We start from the raw sequence: 15,040 nt of genomic DNA, 5'->3' as shown, positions 1-15,040 counted from the left end.
ATTTTGTTTTGAGTATGAACTATTTGAAATCCATTGCATAGGCAACGTCTAGGCATACCAAATCCTGTGCCAGGGTTAAAATGGGGTTACAAAGGCGGATTCAGTATAAAGATTTCAACAAACATGAAACGTAAAATGTCCGTAGCATTCGCTCGTAGCGTGCCGCAGGCATACTTAAGCCAGTCAGATCAGTTATGCTTTGAGGATCATCGCAAAGGCTAGGCAACTGGCGTTCTTTCAAGCGTGTCCAGAGGAGATACCTAAAGAAGGCCTATTTTACGTTTCTCAATGTTGACCTACTTATCAATACAATGTTTCGATACTGCGAGCAAGGATAAAGTATTTTTGGTGACATACTTTTTTTTTAGTAAAGTTAATGACAAAATAAATGCTTGCACACGCAACTCTCTTGGTGATTTAATAGCCATGTCTAAAGCTAGGTCATTGCTAATTTCATGTTATTTTCTCCAGAGTCTTGCTTAGTTCCGCAACTTGTGATAATAACATTACACATTCTGGATATTAGACTGAAGATAAGACATGGTATTAGTGCTATGTCCTTACGGCTAATTCCGCCAAATGCTAAATAGGAGAATACATGGAACCAATTATTGCCATAGTCTTAGTCCTTATAGGGTATGCATTAGGATCCGCAAAACTTATTAATCAGGGAAATGAAGCTTTGGTTGAACGTTTGGGGCAGTATCATCGCAAACTGAAACCAGGACTCAACTTTATTGTTCCCTTGCTCGATCAAATTGTCATGGAGGACACGACTCGAGAGCAAGTTTTAGACATCAAGCCTCAGAATGTCATTACCAGAGATAATATCTACTTGGAAGTGGATGGGGTTGTTTACTGGCGCGTCAGAGATATAGAGAAAAGCTTTTACGAAATTGACGATCTGCAGCAGGCACTAACAAACCTGACTACAACTACGCTTAGGGAAATCATTGCCCAGAATACTTTGGAAGAAACCAACGCCGCCAGAGCAAGCATGAACAGTGCCTTGCTAGACCAGTTGAATCAGACAACGGCGCAGTGGGGAGTTGAAATTACCCGGGTAGATATTCAGAGTATTACACCACCTGAAAGCGTGCGGAAATCAATGGAAGAGCAGCGAGCAGCGGAAATTAATAGCCGCGCTGCGATTTTAGAAGCAGAAGGGCAACGGGAAGCCGCAATTAAGAAAGCACAAGGAACGAAAACCTCAATGGAAATCATTTCTAATGCTTTACGTTCTAATCCTGAAAGTAAGGAAATTCTGCGGTATCTTGTGGCTCAAGATTACATCAATGCCAGCTACAGACTGGGTGAAAGCCAAAACGCCAAAGTTGTGTTTGTAGATCCAGGCAAAGGTGGTGAGATGATGGATTTGATTTCCGAGATGACATATCAAGAAGGTCATAGCAACAATGGTGAAAAAGCTTCAAACTAGTCTGACGGCAGGACTTGCGAAGATTGTCGGAAAATTGCATCAGCAACCAAGGATACATCGCGCATTTGTTGGACATCGTGAACTCGGAGGATATCAGCGCCATTGAAGATAGCAGCACAACACGCCGCTGCCGTTCCCCAGACTCGTGCTTTCGGGTCTGGCTGATTTAAAATACGACCAATGAAACTTTTACGAGATGCTCCTACTAAAATAGGACACTTAAGTTGACGCAATTGGGGTAAGTGGCGCAAAATTTCTAAATTTTGCTCATAGTTCTTGGCAAAGCCAATCCCTGGATCGATGATAATTTTTCTTTCGTCAATACCTACACCAGTAGCTGCAGCGATTTGCTTTGCCAAAAAACTATAAATCTCTCCCATCAAATCCTGATAATCAGTGAATTGTTGCATTGTTTGCGGGTTTCCCCGGATGTGCATTAATATAATAGGCACATTCATTCTTGCTACTGTCGGCAACATTTCTGGGTCTAAGGTAGCCCCTGAAATGTCATTAACTATATCTGCTCCTGCTTCTACAGCAGCTTTGGCAACAGCTGCTGTAGTTGTGTCTACAGAAATTGGCACTGGTATCTCTTTTCGCAGTACGTGTAATACTGGCAAAACTCGGTCAAGTTCTTCTGCAAGAGTGATTTGCTCTGCCCCTGGTCGAGTTGATTGACCACCGACATCGATAATATCTGCACCAGCTGCTACCATTGCTTGTGCTTGTGCTAAAGCAGCAGCGACGGTATTGAATTCGCCACCATCACTAAAACTATCTGGTGTGACATTGAGAATCCCCATGAGGTATGTTCGCTGTCCCCACTCAAAACAGCGTTCTCGAATGATTAAATTGGCTGTCATAAGATTTGCACTCCACACTCGTTCCCAGGCTACAGCCTGGGAACGCTTTACTAGAGGCTCGACCTCCAGATTTGAAAATGACTTTTGCGATTTCTACGTGAGACAGAGTCTCACTGTATGCATTCCCTGGCTGAGCCAGGGAACGAGAGGAACGAGAGAAGCCAGGGAACGAGAGAACGGGTTTAAAGAGGCTACGGCGGATGAGACGGGAAGCTTACACTTCCCTTCGGGTAAGTGTAAGTACTTCACTTAAAGTTCACAAGTCTAGCGAAACTTGCGGGTTCCAAACTTGCTCCTCCCACCAGAACGCCGTCAATTTCGCTTTGAGCCATGATTTCGTCTATATTATTCGGCTTTACCGAACCACCGTATTGAATTGGCACATCAGGATTGCTCAATTGGCTGCGAATTAAACCGATGACACGATTGGCTTCCTTGGCTTCACAAGTGTCGCCAGTACCGATCGCCCAAATAGGTTCATAAGCAATGACCAAATTCTCCTGATCAATATCCACTAAATCTTTTTCGAGTTGGCTGATAATCAGTGATTCTGTTTCAAGCGCATCTCGTTGTTGCTTCGTTTCACCTACACATAGAATAGGAGTAAGACCAAACCTTTGAGCCGCTTTGAGGCGCAGGTTGACGGTATAGTCCGTTTCACCAAAATATTGCCGGCGTTCGCTATGACCGACAATAACATAACGCATGCCAATTTCCTGCAACATTGGTCCGGAAATTTCACCAGTATACGCCCCACTCTCTTCCCAATGGATATTTTGCGCCCCCAATTGTACACGGGTTCCATGCAAACTCTTGGACAAAACGTTTAAGTCAGTGAAGGGGACGCATAATACCACTTCTCGGTCTTGAGGGGTTTCGTCCAAGCTGGGCAGAAATCCTTTTAAAAACTCCAGAGATTCTGCCTGGGTTTTGAACATTTTCCAGTTACCGGCAATAACTATTTTTCGCACAGGTGATTTCGTCAAGAACTATAACGCTACTACATGCATTTTTCAGTTTATGACTTTAAGGGGTCAATTTGTCTTAATCATTAGGTATTTATTATTAGTCGAGAGTCATGAGTTATTTGACCACCCCATAAGGTGATGGTCGTCGTCACCTGACGGAGTCATGATAGTAGACGAGATATACATACAAAATTTCAAATTCAAAATTGATATGACTTCGACATTACCCGATCCACATCGTAATGATTCGCCCAGCACTGACGAAAATTCTCTCAATTGGGACGAACAGCTAGATAGTGCCATTTTTACTTTTGAAGATATTCAGGCAGAACTCAACTATAAACAAGCGCGAACAGCACTGCGAAATTTGGTAGATAAGCTTGACCTCACTCAAGAGGAAAAAGACGGACTGGAGATGGAAATTGGCGATTTGGAAACAATGCTGTTGAAATTAGAACGCATGGTCGTTCAGATAGCCGCCTTTGGTATGGTGGGACGAGGCAAATCATCTCTACTCAATGCTTTGGTAGGACAACCAGTATTTGAAACTGGTCCCTTGCACGGTGTCACCCGCAATTCTCAAACAGCAAATTGGACGATCACAGAAGAAGCAATTGGGGAAACAGAACGCGCTTTGCGAGTGACTCTACCGGGAAGTGGTCAATCTCAAGTGGAATTGATTGATACCCCAGGGTTAGACGAAGTTGATGGTGAAACCCGCGCTGTACTCGCACAACAGATAGCAAAACAAGCGGATTTGATTCTGTTTGTCGTTGCTGGCGACATGACGAAAGTTGAACATGATGCCCTTTCCCAATTGCGGGAAGTTGGTAAACCGATTTTGCTGGTGTTTAACAAAGTAGACCAGTTTCCTGAAGCAGATCGTATGGCAATCTACGAAAAAATACGGAATGAAAGGGTACGAGAATTACTTTCACCTGATGAAATTGTCATGGCTGCAGCATCGCCGTTAGTGAGGAGAATGGTTCATCGCCCCGACGGTACCAGGGGTGTGCAGTTGAGTGCAGGAAAAGCCCAAGTTGAGGAACTGAAGCTGAAGATTTTGGAAATTCTACATCGTGAAGGCAAAGCCTTGGTCGCCCTCAACACTATGCTTTATGCTGACAATGTGAATGAGCAATTAGTGCAGCGAAAACTCAAAATTCGAGAGACAAGCGCCAATCAGTTGATTTGGAAGGCGACGATGACTAAGGCAATGGCGATCGCCCTCAATCCCGTCATGCTAGTAGATGTTCTCGCTGGTGCTGTGATAGATATTATCCTGATTCTAGGCTTATCAAAACTTTATGGCATTCCCATGACCGAAACCGGAGCCGTAAAATTATTACAAAGAATTGCCTTGAGTATGGGTGGTATCAGTGCTAGTGAACTATTAGCAAACTTGGGCTTGAGTTCACTCAAAACATTACTTGGTCTATCTGCACCTGCGACTGGGGGCGCTTCCTTGGGTGCTTATCTTTCGGTAGCACTGACTCAAGCTGGCGTGGCAGGCGTTTCTTGCTATGGTCTTGGGTATGTGACCAAAGCATACTTAGCCAATGGAGCAAATTGGGGACCAGATGGTCCTAAAGCTGTGATTAGTAAAATTTTGTCAACCCTTGATGAAGATTCAATTCTCAACCGTATTAAAGATGAATTGCGATTGAAGATAATAGCTAAAACGTAAGTAGATTGGGAACGCTTAACAGGTTAAGCCAGCAATTTTTGTAGGGTGGGCACTGCTTACCGTTTGCTCAAACCCTTATTTTTACTATTGTGGGCAGTGCCCACCTACGGTTATTGAGAATGGTGAGCCAGCGCGGTGAGTCCAGCACTGCGGGAGGGTAACCCTGGCGCAGGTGACTGGCGAACCCGTAAGGGTCTTGGGGGTTTCCCCCATGAGCGGCTGGCGTATCTCCTCCGGAGACGCTGCGCGAACGCCTTTGGCGTGCGCTCCGCGCATACCCGGAGGGTGCAAGATCTCAGCTTAAATAAATACACAACTATGCAACCTGATTTACAAAGCTTATATATTACACAAGACGACTTGAAACAAATAGCTGGTCTTAGTCGTAGAGATTTGAAAGCTGATGAAACATTAAAATACCCACGTAAGGCTCGTTTATTACTTTTAGGCGCTTATACAGAGCAAATATTGTTTTTTGGCTGGGGGTTAATTCCTATTGCTTACTTAATTAAGTGGAGATTTTTCAGAGAACGTCAGAGAAATATTCTCAGGCAAATTGATGATTATAATGCAGTATTAAAAGCAATAGATATTAATGACCAGCTAGAAGCTGCTGGAAACCAAGGAGTGAGTTTAACTGATAGAGAAAAAGTCATTGACGTTTTAAAAACCACAAGATCCAATTTAATTTGTGCATTAAAAACAGAGCGTATTTTGAGGAAAAATAAGGAATTCATTGCTCGAAATATGGAACTTTTGGAGAGCAATGTCACTGCTATGCAAGGCATAAAAGTCAACCATGAGGCTAGAGAATATGCACGACGAGTGGATGAAGCCTTGAAAATTGCACAAGACGTGCAAGTGGAAATGAGAAAGCTAGAAGAGGAGTGAACCAGTGAACAGTGAACAGTGAACAGTAAACAGGGAACAGAGGAAGCGATTTCTTGACCCCCTGATAACTGATAACTGATAACTGATAACTGATAAATGCTTACAAAATGAACCGTCGTTCTAAGTAATAGTTTTCTTGAATTTTTTGGAGATATTCAGGCTTTTTTGTTTTGGCTTGGTTTTGAGAAGAGAAATCTAATTCAGAGTTATCCATGTGAGATGTCTTCTGATTTTTTTCCTCTTTCGGAGGAGGTTTGAGTTGGAAAACTAGGGCGATGTACAACATAACTGTTTAAGTGACTCTCTTTGTTTAGAAGTTTTTGTCTTACGCTTGACGACTTTTATACTACACAAAAACTACAAATAGTTTCAAGGAATTTCGGAAAAAAATGTTTGAAATTCTTTGAAAACCTGACTAAGCTTGTCTTTGAGCCTGAAATCTTTGTCCTACCCCGTAGACAAGGGAGTAGTGATACAGCGATGCAGTCCAAGTTTTTCGGTGCGCCTAGGAGACTGCTCTCCCATTGGAAGAAGAAAAAAAAGATAGGTCATCTTAGACTGGGAAGGGAGTAGGATACAACTGAGATCTTGCATTCTCGTCCGCCTGGGATTCTCGTCCGCCTGGGATTCAAATCCCAGTCTCATAGCAAAAGTCGTCTAAAGACGACTGCATAAGCCTTGAAGTTTACTTTAGTAGACTTGGGCTGTGAGCTGAGGAATTCATTCCAAGGCGTCAAAATGGGCTAATTGAAAGTGATGCAAGATCTCAGATACAACAAATACGCCACTCGCTCTTTGATAGGAGTATCCATCTGTGCAGCCGGACTTATTGAGCCTGGAGATAACTAAGGGAGAACTGAGACGCTTAATTGGGTTAAATCCAGACGATGTCTTGCGACCTTCTATTATGAGAAATAGCGAGAAGCGATTTCGTTTTTTGATTAACGAAATTGTTGTAGCGCTGCTGCTGACTCTCATCATTGTCGGGTTTGTTTATGCGTTTCTGATTCTGCCGACAATCGGTTCTTCGATGATACTAGGAATTGTTTTGCTCACAAGCATGCCCATTGCTATTATAGTTGGGCGTTGGTTTTGGCGGCGTTTTACCTATCCCAGAACACTCAGAGTACTTTTAGATGAAGTCGATAAATATCATACGCTGCTGATCGCGATCGACATCCATGACCAACAGATAACCTCTGGGAACACAGAAAGTCGTATAGCTGATAGAGAAAAAGTCGTTGCTGCTATGCAACTTATTAGAGAAGATTTCGTTCGCGCTTTGAAAACAGAACGAATTTTACGAGATAATAAAAAATTATTTACCAATAATCAAGAATCACTTGTCAATAATTTGACAAATTTGCAAGCCTTACAAGCAAGCAGTCAGGCAAGCGAGTATGCTCAACTTCTAAATCAATCATTGCAGATTGCAATGAGTGTGCAAACAGAGATCAGAAAATTGCGGGAAATCTGAATCTCGGTTATCACAGGAGTCTCCATTTAAAGAACCAACGCTTGCTTTGAACTTTCCAACAAACAGTTGTCCGTTGACTTAAACATGACTAACAAACCAAAAATTATTGTCTTAGATGATGACCCGACAGGTTCTCAAACAGTCCACAGTTGTTTGCTACTCATGCGTTGGGATGTGGAAACATTATGCTTGGGGTTGCAAGATGATTCACCAATTTTCTTTGTGTTAACAAATACAAGAGCGCTTCCCCCAGAAGAAGCCGCATCTATTACCAGAGAAGTCTGCCATAACCTGAAACAGGCAATATCTAGAGTCAGGGAAAATGCGGAAAACGCGGGAGTAAAATCCAACATCACATCACAAACAGATAAAACAGAAGGATTTATCGTTGTCAGTCGTTCTGATTCGACTTTACGGGGACATTACCCCATTGAAACTGATGTTATTGTTTCTGAACTTGGTCCATTTGATGCTCATTTTCTCGTACCAGCGTTTTTTGAAGGCGGACGTATTACCCGCGACAGTGTACATTATTTGATAACTGAAGGTGTTCCCACCCCTGTCCATGAAACTGAATTTGCTCGTGATTCAGTCTTTGGGTATCATCATAGCTACTTACCCAAGTATGTAGAAGAAAAAACTCAAGGAGGTATCAGTGCTGAGTCGGTAGAAAGATTTTTATTGGCGGATATTCGCGCTGGTAGCTTAGAACGACTGATGCAACTCACTAATAACCAATGTGCTGTTGTAGATGGTGAAACTCAAGCAGATCTCAACCAGTTTGCACAAGATGTGCTAGCAGCAGTTAGTCAGGGGAAACGCTTTCTGTTTCGTAGCGCTGCTAGTATCTTAACGGCAATAGCCGGATTACCGCCCCAACCCATTGCTCCAGAAAATATGTCACAGTATGTGCGAGGAGGTAAACCAGGTATAGTCATTGTTGGTTCCCATGTGAAAAAGACAACTCAACAGTTAGAGGTGCTGTTGCAACAAGAGGAAACGATGGGAATTGAAGTGGACGTGGCGCGGTTAGTTGATGATGGGGCAAATGAATCTGCTACACTGCTAACCGAGGTTTTACATCATGTGCGTGCAGCATATGATTCTCTTAAAACAGCAGTGGTTTACACCAGCCGTAAGGAACTGACTTTTAAGGATGTTTTAACAAGGTTAGAGTTTGGTACAAAAGTTTCAAGCTTATTGATGGATATCGTGCAGGGTTTACCATCGGATATGGGATTTTTAATCAGTAAAGGTGGCATTACTTCAAACGATGTCTTAAGTACAGGTTTAGGGTTGACTTCGGCGCGGTTACTTGGTCAAATTTTACCTGGTTGTTCAATGGTGACAACTCCATCAGACCATCCTCAGTTTCCTAATTTGCCAGTCGTGCTGTTTCCTGGAAATGTCGGCGATGCTGATGCATTGGCAATAGTCGCTCAAAGACTAAGTAAAAATACAGGGTGAGGAGTGTTAATTTTTAATAACACTGTTGCAAATTGTAACTATTTAGTATGGATGATCGCTCTATCCCGTATTCTGGCAACCATTACATGACTTCTGACTCTACTATCCCTAATAAGAAGTCAGAAAAAGCCTTTCGTGAAGTAGAGGAAATCTCTGCTCTTTCTGATATAGAGTCGATTTCGCAAGCTGAGGAAAACCCAGTCCTCCCCGAAGCAGAAGTAAATTCTGTTCTACTTTACTTAAAATCACATATTCCAGATTATAATATCGAGTCAAATTCCAATCATTCCAACGTGGAGTCAAATTCTTTCGAGCTGAATATAGAACAGACAAATTCTTCTGATTCCAACGTGGAGTCAAATTCTTTTGAGCCTAATATAGAACAGACAAATTCTTCCGATTCCAACGTGGAGTCAAATTCTTTCGAGCCTAATATAGAACAGACAAATTCTTCTGATTCCAATGTGGAGGCAAATTCTCTCAAACCTGATGGTGAGTCACATCCTATTTCGGTTACACAGTCAAATCCAACTCAATCCAATGTTGAGTCAAATTCCGTCATTCCTGATGTAGAATTTAATCCAGCCTTAATCAACCTAGAGTTGACTGAAGAATTCCCGTATTCGACAGCTACGGTGAATCCTAATATTCAAGTCCAAATAAAAAGTCAGGAGGGAAAACTTTTATTAATTCTACCAACAGAGTCACAATTGCCAGCCTCAGAATACACTTGGACTGAGATTTGGCAACAAATGAAGCTGCGACTTTTAGCTTGCGAGCGTTCTTTTTCACCTAATACAGCTGTGAATCTGATCGCGCAAGATCGCTTGTTGGATAACAGACAACTCCAAGAACTGGCGGAAAGTTTGAATCAATTTAAAATTCAGCTAAAATCAGTTTCTACTAGTCGTCGGCAAACTGCGATCGCCGCCTGTACAATGGGTTACTCTGTAGAACAACTACAACGACAAACAAAACTTGGCGCTGAGTCAAAGCCTGATACACCTCCCCTTGCAGAACCTCTCTATTTAGAAAAGACGGTGCGTTCTGGAGAAGAAATCCGTCACCCCGGTCATGTTATCCTCTTAGGGGACTTGAATCCTGGTGGTATTGTAGTTGCAAATGGAGATATTCTTGTTTGGGGTCGTCTACGTGGAATTGCTCATGCGGGTGCCCTTGGAAACCGTGATTGTCTGATTATGAGTTTGCAGATGGAACCAACCCAGCTGCGAATTGCAGATGCTGTTGCTAGAGCACCAGAAAAATCGCCATTGCAGTTTTATCCTGAGGTGGCGTATATTACGTCCCAAGGAATCCGTATTGCTAGGGTGAGCGATTTTTCTAGAATCCTATTAAGTAGGATGAATCAAGAAACATAAATCTTTTTTATTGTTGTATCTTTTCTAATCACTAATCGAGCTCGTTTCTATCATGACTCGCATTATTGTTACAACCTCCGGCAAAGGAGGGGTGGGAAAAACCACGATTACGGCAAATCTGGGAATGGCTTTAGCCAAAATGGGGCGTCAAGTGGCTTTGGTCGATGCGGATTTTGGTCTGAGAAATTTGGATTTGCTGCTAGGGCTAGAAAACCGGATAGTTTATACAGCGGTTGAAGTTCTCGCAAGAGAGTGTCGCTTAGAACAAGCTTTGGTGAAGGATAAGCGACAACCTAACCTCGTTCTGTTACCTGCAGCACAAAATCGCACCAAAGATGCCGTGACTCCTGACCAGATGAAGTTATTGGTGAATGCACTGGCACAGAAGTATCAATATGTTTTGGTTGATAGTCCAGCAGGAATTGAAATGGGGTTCAAAAACGCGATCGCCCCTGCAAAAGAAGCCCTGATTATCACCACTCCAGAAATTGCCTCAGTGCGTGCTGCTGATCGCGTCGTTGGGTTACTAGAAGCACAAGGCATCAAACGTATTCACTTAATTATCAACCGCATCAGACCCGCAATGGTACGGGCAAATGATATGATGTCAGTTCAAGATGTTCAGGAACTTCTTGCAATTCCCTTGATTGGAGTTGTTCCTGATGATGAGCGAGTTATTGTATCTACCAATCGTGGTGAACCTTTAGTATTAGCGGAAAACCCTTCTTTAGCTGCTACAGCTTTCGACAACATTGTTCGGAGATTAGAAGGAGAAACGGTTGAATTTCTTGAGCTTGACTCAACTCAGGACAACATATTTTCTCGTTTGAGAAAGTTGTTTTGGACAAAAAGTATTTAATCTGTTCCGTATGCTGACTTAGCTCCAATGATTCTTGAAATATTAGAAAAGTTTTTTGTTCGTAGTGTTGACAACAGTCGCACTCAAGTTAAACGCCGCCTGCAATTGGTGATAGCTCATGACCGTGCTGACATCAGCCCTGATGTACTAGAAAAGATGCGGCAAGAAATCTTAGAAATCGTTTGTCGTTACGTAGAAGTTGAAACGGACGGCTTAGAGTTTTCCCTGGAAAGCAATCAACGGACAACAGCTTTAATTGCTAATATGCCTATTCGTCGAGTCAAAGAAAATCAAGAAGAAACATCTGAATTAGACAATAGCAATTAAGTCTGAGTCGTTTGACGCTTTTTGTGTCATCATCAACAAAGAATTCTGTCCTAGCTGTGCCAGAATCGATTCTGTGCGGCTGGTTAAGCAGTGCGGTTCTACGAGTTTCCGTAGTGTCGGCTGTAGAGTGAATCACTACTGCACCAACGTTTTGCGTGTTCCCTTAACTATATCTGTCTTGGGGTTTTTCCCGTTGGATGAACCCTTAAGCAAAGTCTAGAATCAGCTGATCCTTTGAATCCTCATCTGATTTCCACGCTTGCGAATTCTGGATGATGAATTCTGTATTCTTGTTTAAGAATCCCCAAGAGATTCCTCTGGTGATACCTATTAATATTAACTCAAACCATCAAAAGCAACCTCAGGCATAATAACTAAAAGTGCTGTTTTCCCGCAAAAATTTTCTGCATACCAACAGATGAAATTAGCAATATTTTTTTATTAGTACAGCAGGCACGTAAACAAACATACTAAGAATAAATTGATTCAATTGCCGTTGCACATCTTCATGACTGGACTGAATTTTAGAGATATTATGAAACGGAGAGAGAGGGATTCGAACCCTCGTTGAGGTTGCCCCCAAACAGCATTTCCAGTGCTGCGCCTTCAACCACTCGGCCATCTCTCCAGGCGTCACGAGTTCTAATTATATAATGAAATAAATCAAATTGCAACTAAATTTAGTTTAAAGTCCCAAATTGAAATCAAAAGTTCAAATGTCCGAGAAATACACCGTTAAAGTTCGCGATCGCTCCAAAGGCATGACATACACCTTGCAAGTCCCTGATGACCGCTACATCCTGCATACAGGTGAAAAACAAGGGGTAGAACTGCCGTTTTCTTGTCGGAATGGGGCTTGCACCACTTGCGCTGTCCGGGTACTCTCAGGAGAAATTTACCAACCGGAAGCAATTGGACTGTCACCAGAGTTGCAGAAAAAAGGTTACGCCCTATTGTGTGTTAGTTATGCTCGTTCTGATTTGGAGGTGGAGACACAAGACGAAGATGAAGTCTATGAACTCCAGTTTGGACGCTTTTTTGCTAGGGGGAAAATTCGCAAAGGTCTTCCCTTAGATGAAGATTGACATTCTCCCCACCACATTGGTTGCGGGAATTCCGCCGAATTAGTTAAATTTTGTTTCAAAAGCATTGGTGCAAAGGTGCAAAAAATCCTCATTCTGCTTTGTCTACTACTACTTGTAGCGTGTCAACCTCAAAACAAACCTGAAGAAAGCACACAGGTGCAAGTCAAAGTCACACAAGTCGTCAGTGGACAAACTTTGAAGGTAATGGGTTTGGGGAATCAACCAAGTTTGATTTCTCAAGTACGCTTGCTGGGAATCGATGCACCCGATTTGCAGCAACGTCCTTGGGGAGATGCAGCAAAGGAACGCCTAGAAGCAGTGCTTCTGGAACACCCTGTGATCCTGGAGTTTGATGTGCAAGTAAAAGACCAATTTGGGCGGAGTTTGGCTTATGCGTGGAAAGATGGAGTTTTGTTGAATGAACAGTTGGTGAAAGAAGGGTACGCTTTGTTTGTGGGGCGATCGCCCAACCACAAATATGACCAACGCTTAGAACGTGCCCAGCAATGGGCTAGACTCATGGGGTTAGGAATTTGGGATCCAGAAAAACCTATGCGTCTGACACCTGCTGAATTTCGCCGTCAGTATCGTTAGTAATTCGTAGTAGACTGAGCAGGCAGCTTACTGTGATCTCGAAAAGCGGATCTGCCTTTCAGTTACTACTATAAAGTTATTAAATAGTTGTTCAGGAGGATACATTTCCAACAGCTGTTGCAAAGTCGCAATTTTGTTGGTGGCTTTTTCATTGTCAAGACGTAGAAGAATAACACCTCTGTGGGGACGCTGTTCTCGGTAGACCTTTTCTCCAAAGTCCTTGTCATTGGTGATTAAAATCCAGTTCTCTGCAAAAGCCTTCTGAATAATATCGTCATCATTTATTCCACGCGCTTCCTCATATACCGAAAACACCTCGTAACCTTGCTCGCGTAACCAGCGTGCTACAATTACACCTGTGCTTTCGTCCACTAAAAAGCGCATCTATGCCCTCTCCGCAGCAAGTGGCATAAAGCTAGTACTTTCTAGCGATCTGCCGAAGGCAGCAGCGAAGCTATCGCTTGGCAAATAAAAAACAGGCTCGAATGTCTGTTTCGACTAAGCCTTCATACTCTTCAAGAATTTCTGTAATTGTTGCACCATGTGCAAGAAGATTCAAAATATACTCAACAGTTAGGCGGGTTCCCCTAATAACTGGTTTGCCTACCATGACTTTCGGATTAACAGTGATACGGCTCAGTAGTTCTTGGTCTGTCATAGTTCAAGCGTGAAATTGAGGGAGTTAAAATTATCATAGGCGATCGCCTATTGTATTTAGCAGTGCCTAATAATGTGTATGAGCAGTTTTTCGCCACATCATTTATTCAATCACTAGTTGAGCAACATCAACTGTATTTGCTGATCTACGATATTGATCAGGAGGTAATTAAGCGATGGCAACCGTAGATGAATATCGTCAGCACATTCAAAGATTGTTGAGTGAACACGCTACGTTAGTTTGGGACAGCCGCATTCGAGCAGAGCTAATTTTTGATCAAGAGCGTGTTGGCGCAGCCTCTCCGAAGGAGACTCGCTATCAATTAGTATACGTCGGCTGGCGTGATTCACAGCGCGTCTATGGAGTTGTGCTTCATATCGACATCATAGATGGAAAAATCTGGGTACAGCAGGATGGAACAGAAGTCGGTATTGCCAATAAGCTAGTTGAAGTAGGAGTGCCAAAACACGATATTGTCTTAGGTATTGACCCACCCAAAATGCGTCAATACACAGAATTTGCTGTAGGTTGAGTCAACAATCAGTTATCAGTTACCAGTTATCAGTTATCAGGTAGGAAACGGACTCGTCCACCCCTTGTTCACCCTTCGGGTTCGCCAGATGCCTAGGTCGGGAAACCCTCCTGCAGCACTGGACTCACTGTTCACTGCGTAGGTAGCTGTTTACTGTTCACTGATTTGCTGAAACTGTTTAGGACGCTAAATTTTATGACTTGAGATACAGGCAAGTCTTTTTACAAATTTGGAACAATTAGTATAGTTAGTTATTTAAGAGATTCACCATTTAATATGAGCGTTCGTTTTCCAATAATCGCTGCTACCTTAATGGCTACCACCGTTAGTTTAGGTACGCTTCTTAACGCTTCACCAGCTTCTGCTCAAGACACAATAACTTGTGAAAGCCGGGGTAATGAAAGGAATACTTGTCAGGTAGATAGAAGAAGCGAAGTAAGGTTTGTCAGGCAATTGTCTGATGCTAGTTGTAGAGGAAATTGGGGCTATAACAGAAACCGTATCTGGGTAAGAAATGGGTGTCGAGCAGAGTTCGCAGTTAGCAATCGCACAGACGACAGATACGATAGAAATGATAGAAATGACAGATACGATAGAAATGACAGATACGATAGAAATGACAGATACGATAGAAATGACAGATATTATGACGGATACCGCAGATAAGTGAATCTACAGGCATTTTTGAGACTCAACTGAAACATCATATCATGTCCGGATGAACACTTATAAAAAACCAAGAACCTTATCCCTATCCCCTCACGCCAGGTGCTACAACGGGGGGAACCCCAACGCCAGGTCCCTACGGAGGGAAA

Annotated in this window: 17 protein-coding genes, 1 tRNA gene and 1 pseudogene; 14 read left to right on the top strand and 5 right to left on the bottom strand. The window is 42.8% G+C overall.

Annotated elements, in window-relative coordinates; genetic code table 11:
• Positions 1 to 598 precede the first annotated feature (598 nt).
• On the top strand, positions 599 to 1,438 hold the full coding sequence (locus tag DP116_RS17685; RefSeq protein ID WP_048870601.1) for an SPFH domain-containing protein: 840 nt from the start codon (positions 599 to 601) through the stop codon (positions 1,436 to 1,438).
• On the opposite strand, the gene folP is transcribed toward DP116_RS17685, so the two are convergent.
• On the bottom strand, positions 1,435 to 2,301 hold the full coding sequence (folP, locus tag DP116_RS17680) for a dihydropteroate synthase (protein ID WP_169156420.1): 867 nt from the start codon (positions 2,299 to 2,301) through the stop codon (positions 1,435 to 1,437). The two genes, DP116_RS17685 and folP, sit on opposite strands and share 4 nt — an antisense overlap.
• Before the next feature lie 245 nt (positions 2,302 to 2,546).
• On the bottom strand, positions 2,547 to 3,272 hold the full coding sequence (gene tpiA / locus DP116_RS17675; protein ID WP_169156425.1) for a triose-phosphate isomerase: 726 nt from the start codon (positions 3,270 to 3,272) through the stop codon (positions 2,547 to 2,549).
• Positions 3,273 to 3,480: 208 nt separating this feature from the next.
• On the opposite strand from tpiA, the gene DP116_RS17670 reads away from it, so the two are divergent.
• The 7 genes from DP116_RS17670 to minE all read left to right on the top strand — a co-directional run bounded on the left by DP116_RS17670 (position 3,481) and on the right by minE (position 11,356).
• Positions 3,481 to 4,956 (top strand): GTP-binding protein, encoded by a 1,476-nt coding sequence (locus tag DP116_RS17670; RefSeq protein ID WP_169156419.1) that lies wholly within the window; start codon positions 3,481 to 3,483, stop codon positions 4,954 to 4,956.
• A 318-nt stretch (positions 4,957 to 5,274) separates the two neighbouring features.
• A complete protein-coding gene (locus tag DP116_RS17665) occupies positions 5,275 to 5,847 on the top strand; it encodes a hypothetical protein (RefSeq protein WP_169156418.1) in 573 nt (190 codons plus the stop codon).
• An 814-nt stretch (positions 5,848 to 6,661) separates the two neighbouring features.
• Complete coding sequence (locus DP116_RS17655; protein WP_169156416.1) at positions 6,662 to 7,324, top strand: magnesium transporter; 663 nt, start codon at positions 6,662 to 6,664, stop codon at positions 7,322 to 7,324.
• 84 nt (positions 7,325 to 7,408) lie between these two features.
• Positions 7,409 to 8,791, top strand: a complete 1,383-nt coding sequence (locus tag DP116_RS17650) for a four-carbon acid sugar kinase family protein (RefSeq protein WP_169156415.1) — start codon at positions 7,409 to 7,411, stop codon at positions 8,789 to 8,791.
• Between the two features lie 86 nt (positions 8,792 to 8,877).
• A complete protein-coding gene (gene minC, locus DP116_RS17645) occupies positions 8,878 to 10,170 on the top strand; it encodes a septum site-determining protein MinC (RefSeq protein WP_211173343.1) in 1,293 nt (430 codons plus the stop codon).
• Positions 10,171 to 10,222: 52 nt separating this feature from the next.
• Complete coding sequence (gene minD, locus DP116_RS17640) at positions 10,223 to 11,029, top strand: septum site-determining protein MinD (RefSeq protein WP_169156414.1); 807 nt, start codon at positions 10,223 to 10,225, stop codon at positions 11,027 to 11,029.
• Between the two features lie 27 nt (positions 11,030 to 11,056).
• On the top strand, positions 11,057 to 11,356 hold the full coding sequence (gene minE, locus DP116_RS17635) for a cell division topological specificity factor MinE (RefSeq protein WP_048870609.1): 300 nt from the start codon (positions 11,057 to 11,059) through the stop codon (positions 11,354 to 11,356).
• Positions 11,357 to 11,897: 541 nt separating this feature from the next.
• Here minE and DP116_RS17630 read toward each other — a convergent pair.
• Positions 11,898 to 11,984 (bottom strand) — tRNA-Ser (locus DP116_RS17630).
• A gap of 88 nt (positions 11,985 to 12,072) precedes the next feature.
• Here DP116_RS17630 and DP116_RS17625 point away from each other — a divergent pair.
• Together DP116_RS17625 and DP116_RS17620 are read left to right on the top strand one after the other, a co-directional pair.
• A complete protein-coding gene (locus DP116_RS17625; protein ID WP_169156423.1) occupies positions 12,073 to 12,441 on the top strand; it encodes a 2Fe-2S iron-sulfur cluster-binding protein in 369 nt (122 codons plus the stop codon).
• A gap of 75 nt (positions 12,442 to 12,516) precedes the next feature.
• A complete protein-coding gene (locus DP116_RS17620) occupies positions 12,517 to 13,035 on the top strand; it encodes a thermonuclease family protein (RefSeq protein WP_169156413.1) in 519 nt (172 codons plus the stop codon).
• A 27-nt stretch (positions 13,036 to 13,062) separates the two neighbouring features.
• Here DP116_RS17620 and DP116_RS17615 read toward each other — a convergent pair whose 3' ends face one another.
• Both DP116_RS17615 and DP116_RS17610 read right to left on the bottom strand, forming a co-directional pair.
• Positions 13,063 to 13,419 carry a DUF5615 family PIN-like protein gene (locus tag DP116_RS17615; RefSeq protein ID WP_169156412.1) on the bottom strand — a complete coding sequence of 119 codons (357 nt, stop codon included), beginning with the start codon at positions 13,417 to 13,419 and terminating at the stop codon, positions 13,063 to 13,065.
• A 70-nt stretch (positions 13,420 to 13,489) separates the two neighbouring features.
• Complete coding sequence (locus tag DP116_RS17610; protein ID WP_169156411.1) at positions 13,490 to 13,693, bottom strand: DUF433 domain-containing protein; 204 nt, start codon at positions 13,691 to 13,693, stop codon at positions 13,490 to 13,492.
• A gap of 50 nt (positions 13,694 to 13,743) precedes the next feature.
• On the opposite strand from DP116_RS17610, the gene DP116_RS30390 reads away from it, so the two are divergent.
• The 4 genes and pseudogenes from DP116_RS30390 (at position 13,744) to DP116_RS29425 (ending at position 14,895) form a co-directional block, all read left to right on the top strand.
• On the top strand, positions 13,744 to 13,881 hold the full coding sequence (locus DP116_RS30390) for an element excision factor XisH family protein (protein ID WP_369333950.1): 138 nt from the start codon (positions 13,744 to 13,746) through the stop codon (positions 13,879 to 13,881).
• Positions 13,869 to 14,225 (top strand): XisI protein, encoded by a 357-nt coding sequence (locus DP116_RS17600; RefSeq protein WP_169156410.1) that lies wholly within the window; start codon positions 13,869 to 13,871, stop codon positions 14,223 to 14,225. Before DP116_RS30390 ends, DP116_RS17600 begins: the two co-directional genes overlap by 13 nt.
• A gap of 276 nt (positions 14,226 to 14,501) precedes the next feature.
• Positions 14,502 to 14,699, top strand: a pseudogene (locus DP116_RS30385) (hypothetical protein); the annotation flags it as partial.
• A gap of 40 nt (positions 14,700 to 14,739) precedes the next feature.
• Complete coding sequence (locus DP116_RS29425; protein WP_246275679.1) at positions 14,740 to 14,895, top strand: hypothetical protein; 156 nt, start codon at positions 14,740 to 14,742, stop codon at positions 14,893 to 14,895.
• The last annotated feature ends 145 nt before the right edge of the window (positions 14,896 to 15,040 follow it).

The organism is Brasilonema bromeliae SPC951 (assembly GCF_012912135.1).
In the GTDB taxonomy this organism is placed as follows: domain Bacteria; phylum Cyanobacteriota; class Cyanobacteriia; order Cyanobacteriales; family Nostocaceae; genus Brasilonema; species Brasilonema bromeliae.
Note: the sequence above shows the minus strand (reverse complement) of the source record. Positions and strands in the feature narration are given on the sequence as shown.

Excerpts from the sequence above, each read along its gene's own strand:
- DP116_RS17685 (WP_048870601.1), top strand. The coding sequence starts at position 599 with ATGGAACCAATTATTGCCATAGTCTTAGTCCTTATAGGGTATGCATTA.
- folP (WP_169156420.1), bottom strand. The coding sequence starts at position 2,301 with ATGACAGCCAATTTAATCATTCGAGAACGCTGTTTTGAGTGGGGACAG.
- DP116_RS17670 (WP_169156419.1), top strand. The coding sequence starts at position 3,481 with ATGACTTCGACATTACCCGATCCACATCGTAATGATTCGCCCAGCACT.
- DP116_RS17665 (WP_169156418.1), top strand. The coding sequence starts at position 5,275 with ATGCAACCTGATTTACAAAGCTTATATATTACACAAGACGACTTGAAA.
- DP116_RS17650 (WP_169156415.1), top strand. The coding sequence starts at position 7,409 with ATGACTAACAAACCAAAAATTATTGTCTTAGATGATGACCCGACAGGT.
- minC (WP_211173343.1), top strand. The coding sequence starts at position 8,878 with ATGACTTCTGACTCTACTATCCCTAATAAGAAGTCAGAAAAAGCCTTT.
- minD (WP_169156414.1), top strand. The coding sequence starts at position 10,223 with ATGACTCGCATTATTGTTACAACCTCCGGCAAAGGAGGGGTGGGAAAA.
- minE (WP_048870609.1), top strand. The coding sequence starts at position 11,057 with ATGATTCTTGAAATATTAGAAAAGTTTTTTGTTCGTAGTGTTGACAAC.
- DP116_RS17625 (WP_169156423.1), top strand. The coding sequence starts at position 12,073 with ATGTCCGAGAAATACACCGTTAAAGTTCGCGATCGCTCCAAAGGCATG.
- DP116_RS17615 (WP_169156412.1), bottom strand. The coding sequence starts at position 13,419 with ATGCGCTTTTTAGTGGACGAAAGCACAGGTGTAATTGTAGCACGCTGG.
- DP116_RS17610 (WP_169156411.1), bottom strand. The coding sequence starts at position 13,693 with ATGACAGACCAAGAACTACTGAGCCGTATCACTGTTAATCCGAAAGTC.
- DP116_RS17600 (WP_169156410.1), top strand. The coding sequence starts at position 13,869 with ATGGCAACCGTAGATGAATATCGTCAGCACATTCAAAGATTGTTGAGT.
- DP116_RS29425 (WP_246275679.1), top strand. The coding sequence starts at position 14,740 with ATGGGTGTCGAGCAGAGTTCGCAGTTAGCAATCGCACAGACGACAGAT.